Consider the following 25,851-nt stretch of genomic DNA (forward strand, 5'->3'; position numbering starts at 1 on the left):
AACTATATTTCAATAATTTCAAAGAACTTTTTCAGATTTTAATGGGACAGTAGTGATGATGACCAGTAATTTGGAGAAGATCTCCGAGCATGGTTTCAATACGGTCCGTATCGTTAAGGCGATGGAGGAATTGCTGAAAGACCGAAGAGGTAATCTTACGCTTACCAACATAAACGGATTATGCCGGATTGCCTTGGATAAATTGAAGAAAACGTATGAGCAGGATATTCAAGAGAAGAATATCCGGATTGTTTTCGATAATTTGACGCTGTCTTTGATGATGGAGGTAAACGTGGAGCAGTTCAGTAAGGTTCTGGCCGGGATATTGAAAAATTCCATGTATGCCCTGTTGAAGAAATCGGAGACTGTGACTTTTAGTCCGGAGATATTCCTTGGATTGAAAGTCAATAAGGATATGCTGGAAATAACGATCCGGGATAATGGGTCCGGTATCGACGAGAATATAAAAGATAAGATATTCTCTCCTTTCTTCACGACAAAGACAACGGGGGAAGCGGCCGGCGTAGGGCTTTACCTATGCCGTGAGATCGTGCAAAACCATCGGGGAACCATCGAGGTGGAGAGTAAGAAAGGAGAATATACCCAGTTTCTAATTACGATCCCTGTATATCAACCGAAAACAATTACACCGCCTAAAGAGGAGGAATAGATATGGAAGACCAGAGTAAGGAAATAGAACGGCTACGTTTGCAAGTGAAGAACTTAGAGAAATTATCTTCTTTAGGTATGTTGAGTGCCGGGATCGCGCATGAGATCCAGAATCCGCTCAACTTTGTCATCAATTTCAGTAAGCTGTCCTCTAAGTTAGTGGATGACTTGGAAGATATTTTAGAAGAAGAGAAAGATGTCTTGCCTCCGGAATCTTGGGAGAAGCTGACCGCCTTGCATGAGGAGTTTAGCGAGATCGTTAACGATTTGCATGGTAACTTGAAGAAGATCGAGGAACATGGAAACCGGGCGACAAGTATTATCCGGGGTATCTTGCTTTATTCCAGAGGGAAGGATGACGAGTACATCCCTACGGATATCAAGAATCTGGTGAAGGAATATGTTTGGTTGGCTTATCATTCGATGCGAGCGAATTATAAAGGTTTCAATATCGCGATCCGGGAGCATTACGAGGAGGGGCTTCCGATGCTGAAAGTGATCCCGCAGGATTTGAGCCGTGCGGTATTGAATGTCATGAATAACGCTTGCTACGCGGTCTATAGTAAATCCAAGCTCTCGCCGATCGGGTATGAGCCGGTTATATCCGTGGATCTACGGAAGGAGGGAGATTCTTTAAGATTAAGTATCGAGGATAATGGTATCGGTATGCCGGAGAATATCCGGGAGCAGATATTCTCTGCGTTTTTCACTACGAAACCGGTGGGAGAGGGAACTGGCTTGGGGCTATCTATCACTCGATCCATTATAGAGGAGAAGCATGACGGGAAGATAGAGGTGGAATCGAAAGAAGGCGAGTTTACCCGTTTCATATTTCTTATTCCATTAACGAAATAAACAGAAGAATTATGGCGATCAAGATATTAAGCGTAGACGACGAACAGGATCTGGAAGCGTTGCTAACCCAATATTTCCGTCGGAAGATCCGTAAGGGAGAGTATGAGTTCTCCTTTGCCCATAATGGCTTGGAGGCGTTGAGGATGATGTTGGACCATCCGGACTTTGATATCATATTGAGCGATATCAATATGCCGGAGATGGATGGCTTGACATTGCTGACGAAGATTAACGAGATGCGTAACCCGGCCTTGAAATGTATCATCGTATCGGCTTATGGGGATATGGAGAATATTCGTACCGCCATGAACCATGGCGCTTTCGACTTCGCTACCAAGCCGATCGATATGGAGGATCTGGAACGTACGATCGAGAAGGCGGTCGAGCAGATTTCTTTTATCAAGGAGGCCCAAAAGGAACATCATCAGCTAGAGGAGATACAATACGACTTGAACGTGGCACGTGAGATACAGCAATCGATCTTGCCGAAGCAGTTCCCTCCGTTCCCGCAATATAAGCAATTCGATCTTTATGCGACCATGAACGCGGCGAAAGCCGTGGGGGGTGATTTCTATGATTTCTTCTTGGTGGACGATAATCATCTGGGTTTTACGATCGCTGATGTGTCGGATAAAGGGATTCCGGCCGCTATTTTCATGGCGATCAGCCGTACGGTGATCCGTGCTACGGCGCTTAGGCAGCTTTCCCCGGCGGTTTGCATGAAGGAATCGAATGATCTATTGTGCCGTGAGAGTGTCAATGGGATGTTTGTCACTACTTTTTATGCGATCTTGAATATCCATACGGGCGACGTGGTTTATTGCAATGGGGGGCATAATCGTCCGGTTTGGATTCGTAAGAACGATAAGGTATCTCTTTTGCCGATGACTGGTGGGATGGCCTTGGGAGTCGTGCCGGGATTAGCTTATAAAGAACAATCCTTGAAACTGGAAGCGGGAGACAGCTTGTTCCTCTATACGGATGGAATCAGTGAGGCGATGAACCTGCGGAATGAGCAATATGGAGATATCCGTTTGGTAGAGGCTTGTAGCTCCGTGAAGAACCAATCCCCCAAATCCATGATCGAAGGTATATCCGAATCCGTCCAATCATTCGTGAACGGCGCTACGCAGAGCGATGATATTACGATGTTGGCGCTGACTTATAAAGGGCAGATTTTATGAGAACGAGGGTGTGACGGATTTAGAAGTGACTATTCGGAAATGTTACTGATTGTAATTACTAAATTTAAAAGAGAGCCGTGTCAAACTCTATTCTTGAGTAATGACACGGCTCTTTTTGTTCTGATCATCGGATGAGAGGCTGATTAGCATCATTCGGAAGGCTTCCAGTCCTTCATTTGTTCTATGATATAGGCTATTGCTTCCTCGTCTGAGTCGTAAACATGATATTCTAAGCTGACGTTTTTATCAGGTGATAGCTCTTCTTGATAATAGAACTCACTTTTTGGGAAGATTGTATCATCGTCAGCGATATCATCCGGATAAAGGATCGTTGCGTGTAATAGATTGTCTCCATCCGTTTTTAAATAAAAACGACCACCTAGCTGCTCATGTACCAATAGCTGATCGGGGGTGATTAATCCATTTCCTTGAGATTCATACATGTATTTATGTCCGACAAGTAATAGTATGTTCCCTAGTCCTTTCTCTCGTTGATAAGCGTTCCATTTCTGCCATAGAGTGTCTTTGCTACTTATCTGTATTGGAATATATAGCTTACTGTCATGGAACCAAATAGTTGAGGGCGAATCAGTAAGATAGGATTTCCCTTCTTGCATTATTTCTGTCGAGCCATCTTTCTTTGTAAATGTCTTGGATGTCTTTATTGAGAAGAATCGGTTTTCCATTGTTACTCGAAATTCTTCTCCACTCAGTTCATCGTCTTTATCGCATGTACAGAAAAAGACCAAGGAGAACATAGATAGCATGAGGTATTTAAATAGTGATGTATTCATAATTAAAAGGATTATTTTAACATATAACGTTCTGTGTCATAAGTGGTATTTGATACCCAATCGCTATAGGAGCTAGCCTCGAGCCATAAATAATCATACGAGCCATCGTATCCCCAGTTCATTCCTAATTGATGTGTCGCATTTGTTAGATTTTCTCTCTCATAAGTGAAAGTGTATCCTATTATGTTTCCAGCTTCGTCACGCTCGTTAGAGTCATTTCCTAGATTGTCTGTACCGACCCAACCGAAGGTGCTTGTCGTGGTTGTTGTGATTTTCTTATATCGGTCACAAATGAGAGTATGTCCGGCATCTTTATTGAATATGGAGATAACAGTTGGTATATTATTATACAACTGAGTTATGATGTATGAATAGTCGATGTCCTTGACTGTATAGTTGTATCCTAATTGGTTTAAGAAATCAGCTAAATAATATCTGTTTGAGCCACTCTCATTTATTCCATATTTAGTGTTGATCTGCTGCCCTACATATCCGATGAATATCGCTGCTGCCGCTTGTCCTGAACTAGCACTTTGGTTTTTTGCCATTTGATTCCATACCGTAGAACTATTACCTGTGTAGGTGTAGGTATTATTGCTACTGTTATAAGTGGCAGTGGTTACTGTAGAAACGGGCTTGTTATTTTTGTAATGTAGATAATACAAATATTGCGCTCCGGCTATGGCTGTACATCCCGCGGGACAGTGGCTTCCGGAAGTGCCATATTTGTAAGGAACATATTCGTTCCAAGGCGAATCTTGTCCCCAATTTGTTTTTATTATGTGACCAATGTTTGTGGTACTTGTTTTAGGTGCGCTTGTGCTAATTAATTCCCAATAACCGGATCCCGGGCTTAGTGCTGCGGCTTTCGGGAGCGTTTCCAAAACCTTTGGGTTGATTTGGATTGAATCCGGGTTTATCTCTTTGTTGCTTAAAGTGATGGCTTGCCATAGGTTGTATGTGTTTTCTTGTGTGTTTTCTATTTGTTTTATGAAAAATAGCTCTTTTTCTAAACTATTGAGATAGGCAAGAAGCGCAGGATTCATGCTCGTGGTATCACTTATATTAAATTGCCCTGTGTCGGAAGAGGCCATGACTAAAGGAACTCTATGATCGGTGGAGAGTAATTCCCAACCATCCTCGTAATTAGCAATATACATGATAGTATCCTCTTTGTATATGTAAGGAGTCAATGTATAACTTGTCAGGACACGGGCCTGCTTTCCTTGAAGTTTAATTTGGGAAATATAATTTCTTAAATCTTTGACAATTGCAGGTTCATTTTCGCTTATGGATAAATTCCCGGATTTTGTTTGAGTAATATTTTGCGTACCGATCATGTCCAAATCTTCCGATAAGTTAGTACATGAAGATAAGCCTGCTAATAATGTGAAGGTTAATAATGTTTTTTTCATGATGATTTAATTTAAAAGATTAATCTTATAGCCTTTTACATAAATGGAGTTTATTCTTTCCTCTTGGCTGCCGCCTTCGCCGCGCCGACGCGCTGGTTGTAGAGGGCGGTGGTCTCGTCGATAAGGGCGTTCAGCTCGTTGACGAAGCGGGCGGTCTCGGCGGTGGGAGCCGCTACGCTCTGCACGAAGGCGATCGTGGTCATATCATCGTAAAGGTCGTCCATACGTAGGCGTACGACCGCGCTCGCCTCTTTGATGGAGGCTGCCCTGTTGCCGGTGCGCTGGGCGGTCAGTTTCGCGTATTCGTCGTTCGCCGCACGGAGGCTATCTAGTATCTCTTTCAGCCCCAATGTCTGTATCAGCGCCGGAACCCCCTCCTTGTCGAGATCTAGCAAAAGACCCTGTATCTGCGCCGTCTCTTGCTGGTTGGCCGATTTATAGATGCCGATATAGGGTTTGATAATATTGTAGACAGTCTGTGCCGCCGTGCGTTGCGCCTCGATGGGGCTTTTCCTCATTTGTGACACCGTGGTAGTGAGATAGACCGAGAAGTCGTCGCGTTGTTTATCCAAGTCTAGCAACTGGGCGGTCTCGTCGCTGATGTGGGATTGGTTCACGAGGTCGGTCATTAAGACTTGATCCTTCTCGAAGGCCGCCTTTTGCGCGTCGGTGATGCCTAGCGGGTTATTGTCCAGACTGATCTCGTCGGGGCTTTCGGAGTCACCACCTCCCCCTCCGGCAGCGAACGCCAGCCGGTAGAAGGCGTTCATGAAGTTTGTGTACTCTGCGTTGTTCAATTTAGTCAGGCCCGCGGGTTTGATTTTCGTGTATGTTCCCATTTTTTTTGTATTTAAGGTTTAACTTATTGTTTGTCCTCAGTGGCTAAAGGTAGGAATTAATTTGGATACTATGCTTATTTGGTAAATAATAGTCGCTGCCGGAGTCGGAACGGTAGCGAAGTGGGGGGCGAGGGGCGCCATACGTTTCGCTTTGCTTTGGAGTCGTGCGGCGGGGGTCGCCGTGCGTTTCGCTTAGCTTTGGGGTTATGCGGCTAGGGTCGCCATGTGCTTCGATACCGTTCCGACTCCGGCGGCGGGGGCCGTTCATCATCTTCTTAATGGTTGTACATATCCTTATTATAAAAATCCAGCACCTTGATCGCCATATCGTAGGCCGCTTGTGCCGGGCTTTCCGGATTGATCTCTATCGCTTGCAGGTAGCTGTTGAGGGCTAGGCGTATGTTGCCTAGTTTATAATGAGCTTTTCCGAGGAGAAACCAAGCCTCGTCGGATCTCGGTTGCTCCGTGAGGTAAGCGTCCAAGAGCCGGATCGCTTCTTCTAGTTTATTCTCTGAAATAAGTCGCTTTATCTCTTCCATATTTTTGAATAGCTTTTTGATTTTGTCCCGCGAAGGTAAATAGAAACGCATGACTATATATATAATGTATAGGAAAAAACGCTTTTTTAGTGATCGATATACTGCGTACGTTAATTATTTGTGTAAGTTTGCACCCGATTTCTAACCAGCAAAAAATAGATATGCAAAAGAATTTGGTAATAGTGGAGTCACCCGCCAAGGCAAAAACCATCGAGAAGTTCCTCGGAAAGGACTATAAGGTTATGTCTAGCTATGGTCATATCCGCGACTTGAAAACGAAAGATTTCAGTATAGACCTCGAACACAATTATGCCCCGGAATACGTGATACCCTCTGACAAGAAGAAACTCGTGACCGAATTGAAGAACGAAGCGAAGAAAGCCGAGCAGGTTTGGCTGGCTTCCGATGAGGACCGGGAGGGAGAGGCCATTTCTTGGCATTTATATGAGGTATTAGGATTGAAACCTGAGAATACGAAACGTATCGTTTTTCATGAGATTACCAAGAACGCTATATTACATGCGATCGAGACACCGAGAGATATCAATATCGATTTGGTGAACGCACAGCAAGCCCGTCGTATCTTAGACCGTATCGTGGGGTTCGAGCTATCCCCCATTCTTTGGCGTAAGGTGAAACCGGCTTTATCTGCGGGGCGTGTGCAATCAGTCGCCGTGCGCCTGATTGTAGAGCGGGAACGAGAGATCAACGAGTTTGTCTCGGAGGCTGCTTACCGTGTGATCGCTAGTTTTATTTTGCCGGATGGTACGACAATCCTCAAGGCGGAGCTGAACCGTCGTTTGAAAGATAAGGAAGAGGTGGAGGCATTCCTTGAATCTTGCAAGGACGCTTCTTTCACGATCGATGATATCTCGAAAAAGCCGGTGCGCAAGACACCAGCCCCTCCTTTTACGACATCTACCTTGCAGCAGGAGGCCGCCCGTAAGTTGGGTTATTCGGTCTCGCAGACCATGATGATCGCCCAACGCCTGTATGAGTCCGGATTGATTACCTACATGCGTACCGACTCCGTGAACTTAAGTGATTTGGCTTTGGGGACGGCAAAAGAAGCTATCTTGGATACCTACGGTGAGAAATATTATAAATTCCGTCAATATCATACCAAGAGTAAGGGAGCGCAAGAAGCGCACGAGGCGATTCGTCCGACCTATATCAGCAATGATGAGATAAGCGGAACCGCTCAGGAAAAGAGATTATACGAATTGATCCGCAAACGTACGATCGCTTGCCAGATGGCGGACGCTGAATTGGAGCGTACGACTATCTCCGTAGGCATCGGCGGTAAGAAAGAGAAGTTCGTGGCTATCGGTGAGGTCATTACTTTCGACGGTTTCCTTCAAGTGTACCGCGAGAGTTTTGATGACGAGAATGAGAAGGAACAGGAAAACGGCCTCCTTCCTCCGGTTACCTTAAACGAGGTATTGAGTATGAAGGATATCGTCGCTACCGAACGTTTCACGCAACGTCCTCCCCGTTATACGGAAGCAAGTTTAGTTCGCCGTTTGGAGGAATTAGGTATCGGTCGTCCTTCTACCTATGCGCCTACGATCCAGACGATCCAGAATCGAGAGTATGTCGTGAAAGGGGATAAGGAAGGGACGGAGCGTACTTATAATATTATAACCTTGGCTCAGCATACGGTCAAGCAAATCCAAAAGACAGAGATAGTAGGAGCGGACCGGAATAAGTTGATGCCAACCGATATTGGTACGGTCGTGAATGATTTCTTGATGGAGTATTTCCCGGGCGTTATGGATTATAACTTCACGGCGAGCGTGGAGAAGGAATTCGATGCCGTGGCAGAAGGCGAGATGGTATGGACGGATGCGATCGATAAATTCTATAAACTATTCCATCCGATCGTGGAAGAGGCAGCCTCTGTCCGTACGGAGCATAAAGTGGGTGAGCGTGAATTGGGTATCGATCCGAAGAGCGGTAAATCTGTTTTCGTGAAGATCGGTCGTTATGGTCCAGTCGTGCAGATCGGGCAGGCGCACCCAGAGGATAAAGAGGCTCCTAAACCTCAGTTCGCAACCTTGATGAAGGGACAGTCTATCGAGACGATTACCTTGGAGGAAGCCTTGAAATTGTTTGATTTGCCCCGTACGATCGGTGAATATGAAGGTAAGGTCATGGTGGCCGCTGTCGGACGTTTTGGCCCGTTTATCCGTCATGACGGAAAGTTTGTTTCCATTCCGAAGGACTTGAATCCATTGTCGATAACAGCCGAGGAAGCTATCGAGTTGATCGAGGCAAAAAAGCAAAAGGATGAGCAACGATTTGTCAAGAAGTTTGATGAGAATCCGGATATGGAGATCTTGAATGGTCGCTTCGGCCCTTATATCTCCTATAAGAAAAAGAATTACCGAATCCCTAAGACGATAGAGAAACCGGAGAATTTGACCTTGGAGGAATGTCAGAAGATAATTGCCGAGGCAGGAGAAAAACCTGCTGTGACGAAGAAACGTACGACACGGAAAAAGGCTTGAGAGGTTAAATGAAAGGGTATAAAAGCAAAAAGAGCTGCTCATTACGAGTGGCTCTTTTTAATTAACTAAACAGGGGAGTGTGTCATCTCCCCATTTTTCTAGTTGGAAAAAAGCTCTTTACATTCTTTCCGGAACCTCAATGCCTAATAAATCCATACCGGATTTCACGATCTTAGCAACATTAGCGGATAAGATTAAACGGAAGCTCTTTAATTCCGGATTCTCTTCGCGAAGAATGGAGAAATCGTGATAGAATTGATTGTATTCTTTTACCAGGTCATAAATGTAGTTGGCTACACAAGCCGGACTGTATAGTTTACCTGCCTCTTTTACGATCTGCGCATAATCGGCGATCATTTGGATCAGGTTCTCTTCTTTCTCAGAAATGGCGAAAGTAAGCGGTAACTGTTCCGGTAATACGATACCCTGTTCTGCGGCTTTGCGCAATACGGAACGGATACGGGCATAAGTATATTGGATGAACGGTCCTGTATTTCCGTTAAAGTCGATAGATTCTTTCGGGTTGAACGTCATATTCTTGCGAGGGTCTACTTTTAATATGAAATATTTCAAAGAGCCGAGACCCACGATACGGGCGATATTCTCAGCTTCTTCCGGAGTCATCTCATCCAATTTTCCTAATTCTTGGGAAATCTCACGTGCGGTACTGATCATCTCGGCCATCAAATCATCGGCGTCAACGACTGTTCCTTCACGGCTTTTCATCTTACCTTCGGGCAGCTCTACCATTCCGTAGGAGAAGTGTACCAATCCTTTACCGAACTCGAAGCCTAACTTATCCAATAAGATCGATAATACTTGGAAGTGATAATTCTGCTCATTTCCTACTACATAGATCATCTTATTGATCGGGTAATCATCGAAACGTAGTTTGGCAGTACCGATATCCTGCGTCATATAGACGGAAGTTCCATCCGCACGAAGCAATAATTTCTCATCCAGCCCGTCTTTTGTCAAATCAGCCCATACGGAGCCGTCTTCACGGCGATAGAAAATCCCTTTCTCTAGGCCTTCCATCACCTTACCTTTTCCTTCCAGATACGTTTGAGACTCGTAATAAATCTTATCGAAATCTACGCCCATCATCTTATAGGTCTCGTTGAACCCGGCGTATACCCAATTATTCATCATTTCCCAAAGCGCACGCACTTCTTTGTCTCCGGCTTCCCATTTACGAAGCATCTCACGGGCTTCCGCCATCAAGGTGGATTGAGCTTCGGCTTCTTCCTTGGTAAGGCCTTTCGCCTCCAGAGCATGGGTCTCCTCTTTTAATTTGTTGCTGAATAATACGTAAAAGTCACCGATCAGATGATCGCCCTTCTTTCCGGTAGACTCTGGGGTAGCTCCATTTCCCCATTTCTGCCAAGCTAACATGGATTTACAGATATGGATACCACGATCGTTTACGATATTCGTCTTTACGATCTGGTTACCGTTCGCTTTCATGATCTTCGATAAGCTGTATCCTAATAAGTTATTGCGGACATGGCCCAAGTGAAGCGGTTTATTTGTATTGGGGGAGGAATATTCGATCATAACCAAAGGCGATTGCTCGGTAACCGGAATGATACCGTAAGTGGGTTGCTCATTGATCGAGTTCAGTAAATCGATCCAGCAAGAGCAAGCGACCGTCAGGTTAAGGAATCCTTTGATTACATTAAATTCAGCTACTGCGGGCTCGTTTCTCAACAAGTACTCACCGATTTCCTGAGCGGTCTGCTCCGGAGATTTCTTCGACATGCGAAGGAATGGGAATACGACCAGGGTTAAGTGCCCCTTGAATTCTTTTTTCGTTTTTTGCAACTGCACTTGGCTAGCGGTGACATCCGCTCCGTACAGCTCTTTGATGCCGGCTATAATAGCTCCGGTAATCTGTTGTTCGATAACCATATTCGTCTAGATATAATTCGGATTTTACTTTATACGCGAAGGTACACAAAAAAAGGATACAATTTGCATTGTATCCTTCTTCTATAGAGAATAATGGTGTTTCTTATTTGATTAGTTCGTTCAATTCAGCACCAGCCTTGAATTTCACGGCTTTTCTAGCTGCAATTTCAATGGTTTCTTTAGTTTTCGGGTTAACTCCTTTACGAGCAGCTTTCTCTGATACAGAGAATGAACCGAAGCCAAGTAGAGCGACTTTACCGCCTTCTTTTAATTCGTTAGAAACTGTATCAACAAAAGCTTCTACTGCCTTTTTGGCATCCACTTTGCTGAGTCCTGATTTTTCAGCGACTGCATTAATAAACTCTGATTTGTTCATGATGGTTTGACTATTAATATATTAAACAAAACTATGATAACCGATAGACGGCTCCAAATGTAGTTTTATTTTGAAATATCACAAAAGAAAAAACTACTTTTTTTACCGATTTACATATGTTTTAGTATTATTATGGGCAAAAACGGCTAAAATATATTTACCTTTGCCGCTAAATTAACGTAGTATATGATGAATCAGACAAATTCGGGATTCTTGAATAGTGTCCCGCCGGTAACGAAAAATCTTATCATTATAAACTTGCTATTTTGGGTAGCCAGCCTTGCCCTGCCGAAAGTCGGCATCGATTTAGTGGATTTATTAGGGCTTCACTTTCCGGGGGCTACCGACTTCAAGGCTTATCAGATCGTTTCTTATATGTTCATGCACGATACCCAGTCGTTTGCGCATGTGTTTTTTAATATGTTCGCCGTTTATATGTTCGGTCGGGTATTGGAGAACGTATGGGGCCCAAAGCGCTTCTTGATTTTTTACTTCGTGACGGGTATAGGTGCCGGTTTGGTACAAGAGGCGGTATGGTTCTTTAATTTGCGGGATGTGATCTTCGCTAGTCAAGACATGATAAACTTGAATGGAGCCCAGATTATCAGTAAGAGCGAGTTCTTGAATTATTTCGTGACCATTGGCGCTTCGGGTGCCGTATTCGGAATCTTGTTGGCGTTTGCGATGATCTTCCCGAATGTTCCTTTGTATTTGATGTTCATACCGATTCCGATTAAAGCCAAATATTTTGTGATATTTTATGGTCTTGCCGAACTATTTATGGGAGTGGCTAGTTTTGGTGGTGATACGGTAGCGCATTTCGCCCATTTGGGGGGAATGTTATTCGGTTATTTTCTAATTCGTTATTGGAAAAAGAAAGATGCAGACAATGGACGGTATTTTTACTAATTTGAAGCGTACGTTTCAGTCGGGTAATATCCTGTCGAAACTGATCTATATAAATGTAGGTTTGTTTATCTTGATACGTTTGGCCAGCGTATTGTTTATGCTCTTTAATGTGCAAGGGGCGCCTTTCTTGCTGTATTTGCAGTTGCCGGCTTCTCCGGAACTGTTGCTCTTCCGCCCGTGGACGTTATTTACTTATATGTTCACTCATTTTGACTTCTTGCATATCTTGTTCAATATGCTTTGGTTATACTGGTTTGGGGGATTGTTCTTGAATTTCTTCAGTGAGCGGCAGTTAGGAGGCTTATACATATTGGGCGGTCTCGCTGGTGCGGCCTTGTTTGTCCTTGCTTATAATATTTTTCCTTATTTCCAGAACGTGGCTTCTTTTAGCTATTTGATGGGGGCTTCGGCATCTGTTATGGCGATCGTTTTCGCTGTGTCGTTTTACCGGAAGGATTTGGAGATTCATTTATTCTTGATCGGAAGGATCCAACTAATTTATTTGGCTATCTTTACGCTGGTGATCGATTTGTTGGCGATGACTTCTGATAATGCGGGAGGACATATCGCCCATATCGGCGGGGCTTTGTTTGGTATCTGGTTTGCTTCTTGTATTCGTAATGGAAGGGACTTGACCGCTCCGATGAATCGGTTGATCGACTGGTTTGTGAATTTGGGCAAACGGAAACCGAAGATGCGTGTGACTTATAAACGTAACGAGACGGATTATGAGTATAATGCACGTAAACATCAGGAGTCGGTGGAGCTGGATACGATACTGGATAAATTGAAACGTTCCGGTTATGAGAGCCTTTCCGCTGAAGAGAAAAAGCGACTTTTCGACGCCAGTAAGAAATAGCGAATATTTATGAAAATTCTACGGATTTTTCTTCAATTCTTATTCCTCGTAGCGAATGTGGTGGCTGTCGTATTGTTGATAGTCTCGGCTTATTCGGATCGGGTGTCTCCTGAGACGAGTATGATGTTATCCTATCTGGGGTTAGCCTTTCCTGTCTTATGTGTGGTCAATCTTTGCTTTGTTATCTATTGGTTGTTCTTATGGGAATGGAAGTTCTTATTGATTGGCATATTCTCTTTTTTGATATGTTGGGGACCTGTGAAACATTATTTCCCGTTTCACTCGCATAAAGATATCCCTCGGAAAGAGGTGTTGAAGGTGCTGACTTATAATGTGATGGCTTTTGGATACAAGAATCATACGAAGATCTCTCCGAACAAGATTATCCAATATATCGCTAATTCGGATGCGGATATTGTTTGTTTGCAGGAATATGCTACGGCTAAGTCAGAGAAAAGCCTTACTCCCTCTAAGATCTATGATGCGTTGAGCATGTATCCTTATCGTTCCGTTTTTTATCAGAGTTCCACGAAATTCCAGCGTTTCGGCATCGCTGTGTTTTCCAAATATCCGCTGTCGAATTCCCGGATGGTGAAATATGATTCGGATTATAATGGTTCTTCCGTACATGAGGTGAACATCAAGGGAAAGAAGTTAACCTTGATTAATAACCATTTGGAATCGTTTAAGCTGACGATGGAGGATCGGACTCGTTATTCATCCCTTATAAAGAGCTTTAGCTCAGATGGGTTGGACGATTTGAAAGGAGCGTTCGAGCAAAAGCTAGGACCTGCTTTCCGGATTCGGGCTAAGCAAGCGGAAGCGGTATCAGAAGAGATTAAGAATGCGAAAGGAGATTATGTCTTGGTATGCGGCGACTTTAATGATACGCCTATTTCATTTGCTCACCGTACGATCCAAGGGGATTTGAGGGATGCCTTTGCAGAGTCTGGCCGGGGAATGGGTATTACCTATAATCAAAATTTCTTCTGGTTCCGTATCGATAATATCCTGCATTCCCCGAACATGACCTCTATGAATTGTTCCGTGGATAAGGTTGCTTATTCAGACCATTATCCGTTATGGTGTTATCTGAAACTTGAATAAGAGAGTTTGATTATTCGGATTCTGCGTCCTGCGCTGCGTCGAATACGTCGGCGAACAAGTTCTCGACAAAGAAAAAGGTAGCGTTACAGAATAGTTTAGGATCTTGGATCAGTGCTATCGTATTGCTATCTCCATTATTGGCGATCACATCTTCCGCTTTATAAGTCTTGTACTTTTTATCGTTTAGCGGATCATACTGGTATACGATATCGCTTGCTTCGATCGTGTATCGATTGTCGAAGCAGGTGATACGCATTTTATATTTAATGATAGTCTTGTCCGTATCATTCAGCAACAATTCAACCTTAGAACTTACGAAGATGGTACCTTTGTTCTTATTCGAGTTTACATTAGATAAGAAGACATCTTTTCCGTAAGATTTTTTTGCCCATGCGTTAATAGCGTTGAATATTTCTAGTTTAGAAGTATTCTCGATCTCTACATCATCGCTATAGCATACCTTTCCGTTTTTCATGGGGGCACATTCGTCTACCTCGCCTTTATGCCCCTGTGCCATGACTAGCACAGGGAATATCATACTTATTAATAATAGAATCTTTTTCATAAATGCAACTCTCTTTTCGTTATTTGATCCATACATTTGTAATCTCGCCGATTAACATCGTTTGCTGTCCTTCGGAGGTCTCGTCTTGTTTGCGGCACTCGATAATAATCCATGGCGCATCGGCAGATGTGCCGGGTTTTGAGAAGGATAATCTGTACAAGTCGTTATTACCAATCGCTTTATATACGGGACTATCTTTGGATATGGAGATTGTACTGATCGTCTTACCGAACATATTGCCTATGCCTTTCCATTCAACGTTTGCGTCGGTCGTATTCCCATTTACGGTTTTGATCTGTAAAGTGTTGTCCGGTAACATCTGGAGGATCGTACCAGGTACCTTGTCGGCTTGGAACGCTACGAAACCTTCCATCGGTGTCACAGGTTGTGTTTCTCGCTGCGGAGCGGATATTGGTTCTACCGGTTTAATTGTCAGCGACTGTGCGCCTAATGCGTTGGCTGCGCTATCGAATGTCTTATTTGCGAAATCAATCGTAGCCTTACGGAATTTGCCGCTGATACGGTTTAATTTCGTTTTGCTCTTATTCAAGGCATACTCGTCCGTGATCCATTCCTCGGCTAGGTATTTCTCCGGCTCGTTTTGGTAAGACACGTTATATTCATATCGGATGCCTGTAAGTTGCAGGATACAAGCATGTTCCTTGCATTCAATGATGATACGGTATTTCATTATCGCCCTATCAAGGGATAAGGCTGTGCTGGAGAATACTACATACTCTTCCCCGATAATGGCGATCTCGCCTTTTGCCTCATTTTGATAAGCGACTCTACTTTCTTTTGTGTTAAAATTTTCTTGTCCCCACTTTACTAGTTGTTGGTAGATTTGTGCCTTGCTTAAAGAGGGGGCGTTAATCTCTCGGGTAAAAACGACTTTACCATCTACAACCGGAACGGCCCCTGCCAGATAGTGTTGATCCTCTTGTGCGAATAGCAGGGCGGGGATAAATAACAGAGCGAATAATAACTGTTTCATGGTATATTTTCCTTATTATTTTAGCCCCAAAGATATACATTTGCGTTTGAAATAAACTATGAGCGTGACAAATAATTATACTAATTGCTCTTTATCAAAGAAAAAAAGTCTATATTTGCACCCTGTGAAAAAACGAATATAAATAATGTAATAACATAAACCTAAGATTCAGATGCAAAACAAAGGATTTGTAAAGGTCTTCGCGGTGTTACTTACGCTTGTCTGTTTGTTCTATTTGTCGTTCTCGTTCGTGACGCAACATTACAACAGTAAAGCCGCTGAGTATGCGGGTGGAGATCCTGCGAAAGAGAGTGCTTATTTAGACTCACTATCTACTCAGAAGGTGTGGTTAGGCTATACGCTTAAGCAATGCCGTGAAATGGAAATTAGTTTAGGTCTTGACTTAAAGGGCGGTATGAACGTTGTCCTTGAGTTGAATGTGGCGGATGTAATCCGTTCGTTGTCTAACAACAACCAAGACGAGAATTTCAACAAGGCGTTGGATTTAGCTTATGCGCATCAAGCGACCAGCCAAAAAGATTTCATCGACCTTTTCGCTGAGGAGTATAAGAAGTTGGATAGCGGCGCACGTCTTTCCGCTATTTTCAGTACATTCGAGCTGAAAGATAAAATCACGCCCCAGAGTTCAGACGCTCAGGTTGTCTCTGTTTTGAAACAAGAGTTGCAGAGTGCGATTGATAACTCATTCAACGTATTGCGTACTCGTATCGACCGTTTTGGTGTGGTTTCTCCGAACATCCAACGTTTGGAGACCGCAGGTCGTATCTTGGTTGAGTTGCCGGGTGTGAAAGAACCGGAACGTGTTCGTAAGTTGCTTCAAGGTAGCGCTAACTTGGAATTTTGGGAAACGTATAAGTTGCCGGAAATCTATCAACAATTAGTTGCCGCTGATAATGTGTTGGCTACTATTCTAAGTAAGGAGGTTTCCGCTGATTCTGTAGTTACCGATAATGTTGAGAGAATCGCTGATGCCGCTGAAACGAATGTAAGCGAAGCTGATTCTTTATTGGCTGAGCTTGGTCAAAATAGTAAAGAGACTGAGGCTAACCAAAGTATGGAAGAGTTCGCTAAGCAACATCCATTATTTGCCTTATTGCAGATCAGCCAGTACAACGGTCAGTTGTCTCCGGGTTCTACGGTAGGTATCGCTCATGCGAAAGATATGGATAAGATCAGCGAATACCTGAACATGAAACAAGTAAAAGAGGTATTGCCTCGTAACTTGGCTTTGAAATGGGGTGTTAAGGCGATTGATGATAAGGAGCAGTTTTATGAGTTATATGCCTTGAAGGTAACGAACCGTGACGGAAGTCCTGCTTTAGGTGGTGACGTGGTAACAGATGCTAACGCAGACTTTATGCAACAAGCCGGTCGTTCAGAGCAAATGGTTAACATGGTTATGAACGCCGAAGGTTCTAAGGCTTGGGCTCGTTTGACGAAAGAGAATATTGGTCGCCAGATCGCTATCGTTTTGGATGAGATGGTTTATTCTGCTCCGAACGTAAATGATGAGATCACGGGAGGCCGTTCACAAATCACCGGTCACTTTACACCGGAAGAAGCGAAAGACTTAGCGAACGTATTGAAATCAGGTAAGATGGCTGCTTCCGTACATATCGTTCAGGAAGACGTTGTTGGTCCGTCATTAGGCCAAGAGGCTATTAATGCTGGTGTGATCTCTTTCGTGTTGGCATTGGTGCTGTTGATGATCTATATGTGTGCGTTCTATGGATTGGTACCGGGATTGATCGCCGATGGTGCTTTGGTATTGAACATTTTCTTCACGATGGGCATCCTTGCTTCTTTTCAAGCGGTTCTTACCTTGCCGGGTATTGCCGGTATGGTGTTGACGCTAGGTATGGCAGTCGATGCGAACGTATTGATCTATGAGCGTACGAAAGAGGAACTTCGTGCCGGTAAGTCTTTAGGAAAGGCGATTGCCGATGGTTACGGTAATGCGTTTTCTGCTATCTTCGACTCTAACTTGACATCTATCATTACCGGTATCGTGTTGTTCTATTTCGGTACAGGTCCAATCCGTGGTTTCGCTACGACGATGATCATCGGTTTGTTCGCTTCCTTCCTTACAGCTGTGTTCTTGACGCGTATCGTTTATGAGGCATTGTTAGCGAAAGATAAATTGAAGAACGTGACATTCACTACTTCTCTGACGAAAGATTTATTGACAAATCCGAAGATCAATTTCTTGGGTGCTCGCAAAGTCGGCTATTTGATTCCGGTGGCAATCATCGTCTTAGGTGCTATCTCCTTTATGACGATCGGTTTGAATAATGGTATCGATTTCACGGGTGGACGTAACTACGTGATCCGTTTCAATCAAGAGGTGAAGACAGACGATGTTCGTAGTATGTTGGACGCTCAGTTAGACGGTTCTGTTAGTGTTATCCAGATCGGTACGGCGGATCAAGTACGTGTGTCCACCAACTATAAGATCGATGATAACGATCCTACGGTAGATCAAGAGATCGAGAATAAATTGTTTGAGGGCGTGAAATCCTTACTTCCGGAAGGAACTACATTGGATGAGTTCACGACTACTTTCATACAAAGTTCACAGAAGGTGGGTCCTAGTATGGCAGACGATATTAAGAATAGCGCTATCTTGGCGGTAATCTTCGCCATGATCTGTATGGCCGCTTATATCCTGCTTCGTTTCCGTGATATATCGTTCTCTGTAGGTGCGTTCGCTTCCGTGGCAACGACAACGTTCTGTATCATCTCTTTCTATACCTTGTTATGGAAGGTTCTTCCGTTCTCAATGGAGGTAGACCAGACGTTTATCGCCGCTATCTTGACGATTATCGGTTACTCTATCAATGATACCGTGGTTGTATTCGACCGTATCCGCGAGACGATCGCTTTGTATCCGAAGCGTGATCGTTATCAAGTGATCAATGATGCGTTGAACTCTACCTTATGTCGTACATTTAATACATCATTAACGACATTGGTGGTTGTATTGTGTATCTTCATCTTGGGTGGTAGCACGATTCGAAGCTTTACGTTCGCTATTTTATTAGGTATCATTATCGGTACATATTCTACCTTGTTCGTCGCTACTCCGATCGCTTACGAGTTGCAGAAGAAGAAGATCAATAAGAAAGCTGCTGCTGAGAAAGCAGGAAAATGATATATTCCTTTAAGGATTTTATGAAGATCCTCTATCTTTCCCGTGTTAACGGAGAGATAGAGGATTTTTTTTTATGTGTTAATTCTTAAGGAGATAAAGTATGAATGAAAATGATTTTGTAGTGGGTGTACTTACGTATATCACCAACCTACGTGAGAAAAAGCGTTATTCCACGGCGAAGAGTTATCAAGATGCGTTGAGGTCGTTTAAATGTTTTTGTGGCCGGGAAGAGATTCCTTATGCGTATATTAATCGGGATACACTTTTGCGTTATCAATCTTGGTTGTTGGCCAAGGGATGTTCTCGTAACACGGTATCTACTTATATGCGTCGGATTCGTCATATCTATAATTTAGCCGTAGAGGTGGGTGAGGCTACCTATATTCCTCATTTGTTTAAGCATGTGTTTACAGGAGTTGAGAGTAAACGTAAAAAGGCGTTGCCTTCGGAAAGCTTGCGTTTGCTGATGACAAGTCCGGTGACGGATCCGCAACAGAAAAGGACCCAATCAGCCTTTTGCTTGATGTTTTTGTTTTGCGGGATGGCTTTCGTAGATTTGGCGCATTTGCGAAAGGAGGATATCAAGGAAGGGATCTTGTCTTATTATAGGCAGAAAAGCGGATCCCTTATACAGGTGGAGATCCCAGCAGAGGCGCAACGACTACTGAATGAGTTGGCAGCCGATACAATCGAGGATTCGCCCTATCTATTTCCGTTTTTGAAGGGAATGAAGACCGGTGAGGATGCCTACAAGGAATATAATACCGTATTAGGAGGTTTTAACCGCAGATTGAAAACACTGTCGGAATCCATCGGTATTCGTACTCGGGTTACCTCATACACGATTCGTCACTCTTTCGCCACGACCTTGAAGGAGCAAAACGTACCGATTGAAATGATCAGTGAACTGTTAGGGCATAAATCCATCAAGACTACGCAAATATATTTGAAGAGTTTCTCTTTGGAAAAACTCTCGACTGTAAACAAACTTTGTTTCGAGAGTGTGTATAATTATGCGCCGAAAGTAGGGTGAAAAAAAGTACGCTACTTGGCGAGTAGCGTTCATTTTATGCTGCAAATGTAGTAAAAAATAGCATAACACAAGCAAAAATTAGGCTTTGTTTGTGTTTCAACCTTGATTCTCTTTAAATCTTCGTTCTTATTTCTGATGTATAGACATGGCAATAGAAACGAAATGGCTTCGTGTTTCCGAAATCATTGCGTTATCCGAAGTAAATTCTACATATATCATGTAGAGACAGAGCATGCTCCATCTCCCACCGCCTAATAGTAACTTAAAATACCATTTTGAGGGAATGAGACGGAGCATGCTCCGTCTCTACAACTAAACTCCTCTTGTTAAGGCTACTCGCCAAGTAGCATGAATATTGAAGGGATGCAAATTTTCAGTAATTCCTTTTTGTTTTTATATAATTGTTTGTTTATCAGGATATTATAGAGGTGTCTTGATAAGGCCCTGAATTATCTTCCTCAATGGATATCGTGACAAGTAATAGCTCAGATAGAGCTATGATGCATATACGCAATCGCCGTAGTCAGGAGGCTGTACGCTGGTACGTACTGACACTTCCTACTGCCGTTGGGGGACGTGACAGGATCTATTCGTCAAAAGGATTAGATGCCGAGCTTTCTCGTCGTAAACGTTGTGGGGAACCCTTGTTCGAGTACTTTGCTCCCTCATATGTCGAAGCTCGTAAGGTGGGAGGCAAGATGGTCAATACGAGGAAGCCTCTTTTGTACAACTATGTGTTTATTCATGCTTCGGAGAATGAGATTTTCCGTTTGAAACGTATCATGCCCTTGTATAATCTTCTTCCTCGGGTTTCCGTGGGCGAACACTCTTATTTCCCTTACCTGTCGGATCGTGAGATGGAGACCTTACGTTGGATGGCAGAATCTTATTCCAATGAGCTTCCGGTGTACGTACCGGATAGCGGTCGCTTGCTGAAAGGTGACCGTGTACGTATCACCTCGGGTTCTTTCATGGGGATGGAGGCTGAGGTGGTGGTACAACCGGGTGGAGGTCATAAGGATGTCATGGTACGTATCCTTGATTGTATGTGGGTTCCTCTATTTGAGGTAAGGCAAGGCGAGTATGAGCTGGTCGAGTTGAATACGAAAGGCAAGCACGTTTATACCCATTTGGATAACGATCGTTTATCGGAAGGTATGCACAAGGCGTTGGGGCGTTATTATCTCTCGGGCAAATTGGGAAAGGAAGACGAGCTTCTGGTTCGTGAGGTGCTGAAGGGCTATGCTTCCCTTCGTGTGGAGACCGACGTGATGCGTTGTAAGGTTTACTCATTACTCCTTCCGGCCTATAAGCTGTTGGAGCAGGAAGAGGAGTTTGAACGCTTGCATTCCACCCTACGTAATATGCTTCCATTGGTTAAGGCAGTGAATTCTCGTGCCTTACTGCTCGTCACGCTTTACGGCTGCACGAATAGCAACCTGTATTACCGTATGGCGCATGAGCTGGTAGATCCCTGGCGTGATGATCCTTCGCCTAAAAGAAGCAAAGCCTTGTTGATACAGCGTTTACACGATTACGATATTTGGCTAAAACATTAAATAGTAGACTGTCATGAGAAAGGAAAGCGAAACTCCCTCCGGTATCCGTTTGATGCTATTGCTGAAAGAGCATTTGAGAGAGATCATGGATCGTGAGTGTACGAATCAGGCCTCGATCCATTTATATTGTACGGGATCTTATTGGGTTGCGTTCGAACGTTCCGCTTATCAATTGCGTCGTGCCTTTCCGGATAGTGAGATTACGCCGATGCGCCTGTACGCTTATCCTTTTCCGGTTGTCATGGTTTCCGTAACGGATCGTTCCCTTCGTTTGTATGAACGAAAACATATAGCTAAGCAGAACGGGGCGGATTACAAGTTATTAACTGTACCAGAACTCTCCGCTCCCGCCTACCAAGCGTGGCATACGAGGGAGGTGAAGGGACTCCCTGCGTTAAACTAATCGGAAAACTCGTTCACGACATTAAAACAGGGACAGGATTTCGATGGGTCCAAGTCTTGATGTCCCACGATTAGGGCTTTGGGGAATCGCTGATGCAATTCACGAAGCAAACCCTGTAGGGCTTCTCGTTGGGCTTCCGTTCGGGTATCCATGGGAGTCTTTCCATCGTTGGCGAGTCCTCCGATATAGCAAACCCCGATACTGTACCGATTGTGGTTCTTACAGTGAGCGCCCACTTGTTCAAGGGGCCTACCGGTCTCGATCGTACCATCGGTCGGGATGACAAAGTGATATCCGCAGCCTTTCCAGCCGAGAGAGCGATGCAGATGGTCGATGTCCATCATCCGTAAAGTGCTGCCCTGCCTATTGGCAGAGCAATGCACGATAATCAGCGTGATGGTTCTCATCCGATCCAACCGCTAGCGGCTCCACCGGCGGCACCGGTGATGACCAGTTCGACAATACGGATGATGTAGAGTAATAGCTTTTTCCAGTTTGTTTTCATACCTGTTGTTAAATAAATGATTAATAATTTCATATAAGATACATTGGTGTTATATGTGCTGAATAATAGCTGACAATGCGAAGATAGCATCGGAGATCGGGTGAATGCAAATCGATTGATATCGGTTGACTGGTGGCTGATTGTTGGTTGATTAACCGAGGATATAATCAAGTAAAATGCGTCCAATAAGACGGTAAGACATGGAAATGAAGGAAGATAAAAATGTGGTGATAAATATCTATGGCGGTACCCAACAGATACTGCCTAATGCCACGCAAGCCGTCCAGCATTTCTACGGAGCGGATATCTCCCGGGATGTTTTCAGGGAAGGGGCGTTGAGCAGACAGGAACTCTCACCGGAGGCCAAGCGTTTGTCTGCCTATATAAATAATGTAGAGGAGTTGGGGGTGTACCTGACTCGGCTGTCTGGTTGTATCACGGCTTCGGAACTGGCGTTGGTAGTGGTCAGCATGGTAGAGAACAGGACGGGGGTCAGCAAGGAGCTGATGGTACGTGAGAGCTTTATCAGGCTACTCCTGCCGCTTACTCCGGGGATTACGAGCGGCCGGTCTATTGATAACATCCGTGCCCGTATCAATGACGCATGGGCGAGAAGACCTAAAAAAGTATCTTAGGTGACTTTCGTCATGCACCTAAGATACTTTGCCGATTCACTTAAGATACTTGGTCGACACACCTAAGATACTTTGGAATAAATAACCTTATTGAAAAAATTACGATATGACAGAAACACATGGGCGGGCGGAACAAGCACGTTCCGTCTTCCATATCTATGGTGGCTATGTGCAGATCTTGCCCAATGCCACTCATGCTATCCAAATCATCCATCAGTGCAATGGTATGATTTTACGGACGGAAAGTTGTATTACGCCCGCCGCTTCGGGACGCCACGAGTCACAGGCACCCCCGTTGGGAAAAGTTAGGACACTGAATATAAAACAAACAAAATACAAATGATGGATTTTCATAAGGGCAGATGGCGGTTGGCCTTAGGCCGTCTGGTGAATTTGCGGTATATCAACCGTTGGGTCATTTTTAGCGCGGATCTTTTCGTCTCGCTCTCCGTGTCGTTGCTGGGCGTATTGGGAATGTTCTCCATTCTGCGTATACGTATCGGAGAGCCGGATGTGCTGAAAGTGGGCCTCTCCTCGTTTGTGGCCAGTATCGTTTCGTTCTTGCTGTTCAAGGCATATCATGGGGTCATTCGCCATTCCACGCTGCGTGGCTTGTGGCGGATCGGTGGTGCGGCGATAGCCAAAGCGATCTTGATGTTCTGGTTGCTTTGGTTGCTAAAGGCTCGCTTCAGTCCCTCTATCTATTGGCTGGGTGGAATCATGGACGGTACGTTGACGTTCGTGATGTTGGTCACATTGCGTGTCTTCGTGATCAATGTCTATAACAGCGTCCTCCTGCAACTCGGCAAGAAACGCAAGCGTGTACTGGTCTTTGGCACGGAGGAGGAAAGCGTGATGATCGCCACATCGGCTAACCGTCAGGTATTCATGCAGAATTATAGCATTATGGGCTTCCTTTCCTTTGGCGGTTCCAAGAAAAGCATCCGTATCGCGGAGTTGCCGGTCTACCGGATCGAGAACGTGGAGGATCTGTATCGCTTGATCCCTCGCAACAACTTGGACGGAATCCTTTTCCCGAATATAAAGGTGGTTCAGCAGGAGCGTGACCGCCTGATCCGTTATTGCGAGCAGGCCTCCTTGAAAACGTTGGTAGTCCCGGAGATGGAGGAGCTACGTGGGGGTGAGGCGAAACGTTCGGTCCGGGAGATCCGTATCGAGGATTTGCTGGGTCGTGATGAGATCCATATCAACCTGGATGAGATCGGCAATCTGTTGGAGGGGAAGACCGTGCTTGTCACGGGAGCCGCCGGTAGTATCGGCAGCGAGATCTGTCGTCAGCTGGCTCATTTCCCGATCAAGAAATTGGTTTGTTTCGACTCCGCCGAGACTCCGATGCATAATCTCCGTCTGGAATTGGAAGAGAAATACAAGGAACTGAACTTTGTCCCGGTGATCGGCGATGTCCGCAGCCCGGACCGTGTGGATTATGTGTTCCGCAACTGGCACCCCCAAGTGGTGTTCCACGCGGCGGCCTACAAGCATGTCCCCTTGATGGAAGAGAACCCCTGCGAGGCGATCCATACAAACGTGTTCGGTACCCGTGTGATGGCGGATGCCGCCGTAAGCTATGGTGTGGAGAGGTTCGTGATGATCAGTACGGATAAGGCGGTGAACCCCACGAACATCATGGGCTGTAGCAAGCGCTTGGCCGAAATCTATGTACAGAGTCTGAGCCTTGCGATCGAGCGAGGAGAGGTGAAAGGCGAGACGCGTTTCATTACGACCCGTTTTGGAAACGTATTGGGTAGCAACGGTTCGGTTATCCCCCGTTTCCGGGAACAAATCGCTCAGGGAGGTCCAGTGACGGTCACCCATCCCGATATCATCCGTTACTTCATGACCATTCCAGAGGCTTGTCGTCTGGTATTAGAGGCCGGTACAATGGGCAAGGGCGGTGAGATCTTTATCTTCGATATGGGAGAGCCGGTGAAGATTGCGGATTTGGCGAAGCGCATGATTGAACTGTCCGGATTGCAGGTAAACAAGGACATTGAGATCAAGTACACTGGCCTTCGTCCCGGCGAGAAATTGTATGAAGAGCTACTGAATAACAAGGAGAACACGAAAGAGACCCCTCACGAGAAGATTCGGGTGGCAGCTGTACGCAAGTACGACTATAAGGACGTAGTAGAACATATTAATGTATTAACCGAATTGTCTCTCCGTGTCCAGATCCTCCCGATGGTAAAGGAGATGAAAGCCTTCGTGCCTGAGTTCAAGAGCCAGAACTCCCGGTTTGAGGAGTTGGATTAAGGGGGAATATTTTCAGGAGAAATATTTTCGGTAGCAAGGAATTTCGTTATATTTGTCTTGACGAACCAATAAACAGAGACGAAGATGGAAGGACGGCGATTATATCCGATAGGGATGCAGACATTCTCTAAATTGAAAGAGGGGAATTATGTGTATGTAGATAAGACGGAATTGGTGTGCAGAATGACACATGGTGCGTCTGGTTATATATTCTTAAGCGTCCCCACCGTTTCGGAAAGTCGTAGCTCACTTTTCGCTCCATAGTTATTTCGAGAGGCGAAAGGATTTGTTTGAGAGTTTGGCTATCGAGTATGCGGGAGGCCCTGACTTATCTTCACAAGCTTTGGAAGGAGGCTTTCACTTATATATAAAGTGACGGTCGTTATCCGATCTCGAATAATCTGGCGGAGAGGGTAGTCCGTTCCTTTACGACTAAACGAAAGAACTCCCTGCGCTTCGGAAGTGACGAGAGAGCGGAGATTGTCACCGTATATCATAGCATAATCAGCACAGTGGAACTGCAAGGCAGATCCGCATGGGATTATCTTGGCAAATTTTTTACCGGAATTCTTAACGGTTGCAGATATATTTTGAGTCAGGCACCTCAAAATATAGACTTGGCTGTATGCCAATAGTTAAAAACCAATCGAATTTGATGACATTTTTTTACAAGGCTCCCCGTTCTGGTGCCTTATAAAAAGGATATGCTCTAAATTGAGTATTAATAACTGGTCAACCTGCTGC

24 protein-coding genes and 2 pseudogenes are annotated in these 25,851 nt (G+C 44.6%); 16 read left to right on the forward strand and 10 right to left on the reverse strand.

What is annotated here, in order from left to right:
- Positions 1-55 precede the first annotated feature (55 nt).
- Genes E5342_RS12080 through E5342_RS12090 form a run of 3 tightly spaced genes read left to right on the forward strand, consistent with a single transcriptional unit; the run spans position 56 to position 2,708 of the window.
- Positions 56-670: a sensor histidine kinase gene (locus E5342_RS12080; RefSeq protein WP_246867106.1), complete on the forward strand. Its 615-nt coding sequence runs from the start codon at positions 56-58 to the stop codon at positions 668-670.
- 2 nt (positions 671-672) lie between these two features.
- Positions 673-1,524 (forward strand): sensor histidine kinase, encoded by an 852-nt coding sequence (locus E5342_RS12085; protein ID WP_005859269.1) that lies wholly within the window; start codon positions 673-675, stop codon positions 1,522-1,524.
- Positions 1,525-1,535: 11 nt separating this feature from the next.
- On the forward strand, positions 1,536-2,708 hold the full coding sequence (locus tag E5342_RS12090) for a PP2C family protein-serine/threonine phosphatase (protein WP_135959463.1): 1,173 nt from the start codon (positions 1,536-1,538) through the stop codon (positions 2,706-2,708).
- 149 nt (positions 2,709-2,857) lie between these two features.
- Here E5342_RS12090 and E5342_RS12095 read toward each other — a convergent pair whose 3' ends face one another.
- The 4 genes from E5342_RS12095 to E5342_RS12115 form a co-directional block, all read right to left on the reverse strand.
- Complete coding sequence (locus E5342_RS12095; RefSeq protein ID WP_121736538.1) at positions 2,858-3,502, reverse strand: hypothetical protein; 645 nt, start codon at positions 3,500-3,502, stop codon at positions 2,858-2,860.
- An 11-nt stretch (positions 3,503-3,513) separates the two neighbouring features.
- Positions 3,514-4,917 carry a C10 family peptidase gene (locus E5342_RS19515; RefSeq protein WP_080707621.1) on the reverse strand — a complete coding sequence of 468 codons (1,404 nt, stop codon included), beginning with the start codon at positions 4,915-4,917 and terminating at the stop codon, positions 3,514-3,516.
- A gap of 50 nt (positions 4,918-4,967) precedes the next feature.
- Positions 4,968-5,756, reverse strand: coding sequence for a DUF6261 family protein (locus E5342_RS12110; protein WP_121736537.1), 789 nt, complete (start codon positions 5,754-5,756; stop codon positions 4,968-4,970).
- A gap of 275 nt (positions 5,757-6,031) precedes the next feature.
- Positions 6,032-6,295, reverse strand: a complete 264-nt coding sequence (locus tag E5342_RS12115; protein WP_135959464.1) for a tetratricopeptide repeat protein — start codon at positions 6,293-6,295, stop codon at positions 6,032-6,034.
- Between the two features lie 161 nt (positions 6,296-6,456).
- Between E5342_RS12115 and topA the strand changes: the two genes are divergently transcribed.
- Positions 6,457-8,805: a type I DNA topoisomerase gene (topA, locus tag E5342_RS12120; RefSeq protein WP_135959465.1), complete on the forward strand. Its 2,349-nt coding sequence runs from the start codon at positions 6,457-6,459 to the stop codon at positions 8,803-8,805.
- A gap of 117 nt (positions 8,806-8,922) precedes the next feature.
- On the opposite strand, the gene argS is transcribed toward topA, so the two are convergent.
- The gene (gene argS / locus E5342_RS12125; RefSeq protein ID WP_135959466.1) at positions 8,923-10,716 is read right to left on the reverse strand and encodes an arginine--tRNA ligase; all 1,794 of its coding nucleotides are present in this window, start codon (positions 10,714-10,716) and stop codon (positions 8,923-8,925) included.
- Between the two features lie 103 nt (positions 10,717-10,819).
- Positions 10,820-11,092 (reverse strand): HU family DNA-binding protein, encoded by a 273-nt coding sequence (locus tag E5342_RS12130; protein ID WP_121736534.1) that lies wholly within the window; start codon positions 11,090-11,092, stop codon positions 10,820-10,822.
- A gap of 186 nt (positions 11,093-11,278) precedes the next feature.
- On the opposite strand from E5342_RS12130, the gene E5342_RS12135 reads away from it, so the two are divergent.
- Genes E5342_RS12135 through E5342_RS12145 form a run of 3 tightly spaced genes read left to right on the forward strand, consistent with a single transcriptional unit; the run spans position 11,279 to position 13,967 of the window.
- On the forward strand, positions 11,279-12,001 hold the full coding sequence (locus E5342_RS12135; protein ID WP_135959467.1) for a rhomboid family intramembrane serine protease: 723 nt from the start codon (positions 11,279-11,281) through the stop codon (positions 11,999-12,001).
- Entirely contained in the window at positions 11,982-12,860 is an 879-nt protein-coding gene (locus E5342_RS12140) for a rhomboid family intramembrane serine protease (RefSeq protein WP_135959468.1), read from the forward strand. Before E5342_RS12135 ends, E5342_RS12140 begins: the two co-directional genes overlap by 20 nt.
- Positions 12,861-12,869: 9 nt before the next feature.
- Positions 12,870-13,967 (forward strand): endonuclease/exonuclease/phosphatase family protein, encoded by a 1,098-nt coding sequence (locus E5342_RS12145; RefSeq protein WP_121736531.1) that lies wholly within the window; start codon positions 12,870-12,872, stop codon positions 13,965-13,967.
- 10 nt (positions 13,968-13,977) lie between these two features.
- On the opposite strand, the gene E5342_RS12150 is transcribed toward E5342_RS12145, so the two are convergent.
- Complete coding sequence (locus E5342_RS12150; RefSeq protein ID WP_121736530.1) at positions 13,978-14,532, reverse strand: DUF4468 domain-containing protein; 555 nt, start codon at positions 14,530-14,532, stop codon at positions 13,978-13,980.
- Between the two features lie 19 nt (positions 14,533-14,551).
- Positions 14,552-15,526 carry a DUF4468 domain-containing protein gene (locus tag E5342_RS12155; protein ID WP_135959469.1) on the reverse strand — a complete coding sequence of 325 codons (975 nt, stop codon included), beginning with the start codon at positions 15,524-15,526 and terminating at the stop codon, positions 14,552-14,554.
- A gap of 172 nt (positions 15,527-15,698) precedes the next feature.
- Here E5342_RS12155 and secDF point away from each other — a divergent pair, with 172 nt between their 5' ends.
- The 4 genes from secDF to E5342_RS12175 all read left to right on the forward strand — a co-directional run bounded on the left by secDF (position 15,699) and on the right by E5342_RS12175 (position 21,693).
- Positions 15,699-18,698 carry a protein translocase subunit SecDF gene (secDF, locus tag E5342_RS12160; RefSeq protein ID WP_135959470.1) on the forward strand — a complete coding sequence of 1,000 codons (3,000 nt, stop codon included), beginning with the start codon at positions 15,699-15,701 and terminating at the stop codon, positions 18,696-18,698.
- Between the two features lie 100 nt (positions 18,699-18,798).
- Entirely contained in the window at positions 18,799-19,731 is a 933-nt protein-coding gene (locus E5342_RS12165) for a tyrosine-type recombinase/integrase (protein WP_121736527.1), read from the forward strand.
- A 461-nt stretch (positions 19,732-20,192) separates the two neighbouring features.
- Entirely contained in the window at positions 20,193-21,290 is a 1,098-nt protein-coding gene (nusG, locus tag E5342_RS12170) for a transcription termination/antitermination protein NusG (protein ID WP_121737067.1), read from the forward strand.
- Between the two features lie 13 nt (positions 21,291-21,303).
- Positions 21,304-21,693 (forward strand): hypothetical protein, encoded by a 390-nt coding sequence (locus E5342_RS12175; protein ID WP_121737066.1) that lies wholly within the window; start codon positions 21,304-21,306, stop codon positions 21,691-21,693.
- Here E5342_RS12175 and E5342_RS12180 read toward each other — a convergent pair.
- Together E5342_RS12180 and E5342_RS20000 are read right to left on the reverse strand one after the other, a co-directional pair.
- A complete protein-coding gene (locus tag E5342_RS12180) occupies positions 21,690-22,100 on the reverse strand; it encodes an N-acetylmuramoyl-L-alanine amidase (protein WP_012056091.1) in 411 nt (136 codons plus the stop codon). The genes E5342_RS12175 and E5342_RS12180 overlap by 4 nt on opposite strands.
- Positions 22,097-22,231 carry a hypothetical protein gene (locus E5342_RS20000; RefSeq protein ID WP_259463446.1) on the reverse strand — a complete coding sequence of 45 codons (135 nt, stop codon included), beginning with the start codon at positions 22,229-22,231 and terminating at the stop codon, positions 22,097-22,099. Before E5342_RS20000 ends, E5342_RS12180 begins: the two co-directional genes overlap by 4 nt.
- 167 nt (positions 22,232-22,398) lie before the next feature.
- Here E5342_RS20000 and E5342_RS12185 point away from each other — a divergent pair, with 167 nt between their 5' ends.
- The 5 genes and pseudogenes from E5342_RS12185 to E5342_RS12205 form a co-directional block, all read left to right on the forward strand.
- Positions 22,399-22,833 carry a hypothetical protein gene (locus tag E5342_RS12185; protein ID WP_121737065.1) on the forward strand — a complete coding sequence of 145 codons (435 nt, stop codon included), beginning with the start codon at positions 22,399-22,401 and terminating at the stop codon, positions 22,831-22,833.
- Positions 22,834-22,939: 106 nt separating this feature from the next.
- Entirely contained in the window at positions 22,940-23,176 is a 237-nt protein-coding gene (locus E5342_RS12190; RefSeq protein ID WP_121737064.1) for a hypothetical protein, read from the forward strand.
- Positions 23,173-25,107 carry a polysaccharide biosynthesis protein gene (locus E5342_RS12195; RefSeq protein WP_135959471.1) on the forward strand — a complete coding sequence of 645 codons (1,935 nt, stop codon included), beginning with the start codon at positions 23,173-23,175 and terminating at the stop codon, positions 25,105-25,107. Before E5342_RS12190 ends, E5342_RS12195 begins: the two co-directional genes overlap by 4 nt.
- Before the next feature lie 84 nt (positions 25,108-25,191).
- A pseudogene (locus tag E5342_RS12200) lies at positions 25,192-25,417 on the forward strand (AAA family ATPase); the annotation flags it as partial.
- Positions 25,418-25,493: 76 nt separating this feature from the next.
- Positions 25,494-25,742: pseudogene (locus tag E5342_RS12205) on the forward strand (IS66 family transposase); the annotation flags it as partial.
- Positions 25,743-25,851 lie beyond the last annotated feature (109 nt).

The sequence above is a fragment of the Parabacteroides distasonis genome, assembly GCF_004793765.1.
Lineage (GTDB): Bacteria > Bacteroidota > Bacteroidia > Bacteroidales > Tannerellaceae > Parabacteroides > Parabacteroides distasonis_A.

Coding starts and splice junctions, on each gene's coding strand:
- nusG (WP_121737067.1), top strand. CDS start 20,193: ATGGATATCGTGACAAGTAATAGCTCAGATAGAGCTATGATGCATATA.
- E5342_RS12110 (WP_121736537.1), bottom strand. CDS start 5,756: ATGGGAACATACACGAAAATCAAACCCGCGGGCCTGACTAAATTGAAC.
- E5342_RS12195 (WP_135959471.1), top strand. CDS start 23,173: ATGATGGATTTTCATAAGGGCAGATGGCGGTTGGCCTTAGGCCGTCTG.
- E5342_RS12175 (WP_121737066.1), top strand. CDS start 21,304: ATGAGAAAGGAAAGCGAAACTCCCTCCGGTATCCGTTTGATGCTATTG.
- E5342_RS12080 (WP_246867106.1), top strand. CDS start 56: ATGATGACCAGTAATTTGGAGAAGATCTCCGAGCATGGTTTCAATACG.
- E5342_RS19515 (WP_080707621.1), bottom strand. CDS start 4,917: ATGAAAAAAACATTATTAACCTTCACATTATTAGCAGGCTTATCTTCA.
- E5342_RS12185 (WP_121737065.1), top strand. CDS start 22,399: ATGGAAATGAAGGAAGATAAAAATGTGGTGATAAATATCTATGGCGGT.
- E5342_RS12140 (WP_135959468.1), top strand. CDS start 11,982: ATGGACGGTATTTTTACTAATTTGAAGCGTACGTTTCAGTCGGGTAAT.
- E5342_RS12155 (WP_135959469.1), bottom strand. CDS start 15,526: ATGAAACAGTTATTATTCGCTCTGTTATTTATCCCCGCCCTGCTATTC.
- E5342_RS12115 (WP_135959464.1), bottom strand. CDS start 6,295: ATGGAAGAGATAAAGCGACTTATTTCAGAGAATAAACTAGAAGAAGCG.
- E5342_RS12095 (WP_121736538.1), bottom strand. CDS start 3,502: ATGAATACATCACTATTTAAATACCTCATGCTATCTATGTTCTCCTTG.
- E5342_RS12090 (WP_135959463.1), top strand. CDS start 1,536: ATGGCGATCAAGATATTAAGCGTAGACGACGAACAGGATCTGGAAGCG.
- argS (WP_135959466.1), bottom strand. CDS start 10,716: ATGGTTATCGAACAACAGATTACCGGAGCTATTATAGCCGGCATCAAA.
- E5342_RS12135 (WP_135959467.1), top strand. CDS start 11,279: ATGATGAATCAGACAAATTCGGGATTCTTGAATAGTGTCCCGCCGGTA.
- topA (WP_135959465.1), top strand. CDS start 6,457: ATGCAAAAGAATTTGGTAATAGTGGAGTCACCCGCCAAGGCAAAAACC.
- E5342_RS12130 (WP_121736534.1), bottom strand. CDS start 11,092: ATGAACAAATCAGAGTTTATTAATGCAGTCGCTGAAAAATCAGGACTC.
- secDF (WP_135959470.1), top strand. CDS start 15,699: ATGCAAAACAAAGGATTTGTAAAGGTCTTCGCGGTGTTACTTACGCTT.
- E5342_RS12190 (WP_121737064.1), top strand. CDS start 22,940: ATGACAGAAACACATGGGCGGGCGGAACAAGCACGTTCCGTCTTCCAT.
- E5342_RS12150 (WP_121736530.1), bottom strand. CDS start 14,532: ATGAAAAAGATTCTATTATTAATAAGTATGATATTCCCTGTGCTAGTC.
- E5342_RS12145 (WP_121736531.1), top strand. CDS start 12,870: ATGAAAATTCTACGGATTTTTCTTCAATTCTTATTCCTCGTAGCGAAT.
- E5342_RS12180 (WP_012056091.1), bottom strand. CDS start 22,100: ATGAGAACCATCACGCTGATTATCGTGCATTGCTCTGCCAATAGGCAG.
- E5342_RS12165 (WP_121736527.1), top strand. CDS start 18,799: ATGAATGAAAATGATTTTGTAGTGGGTGTACTTACGTATATCACCAAC.
- E5342_RS20000 (WP_259463446.1), bottom strand. CDS start 22,231: ATGAAATTATTAATCATTTATTTAACAACAGGTATGAAAACAAACTGG.
- E5342_RS12085 (WP_005859269.1), top strand. CDS start 673: ATGGAAGACCAGAGTAAGGAAATAGAACGGCTACGTTTGCAAGTGAAG.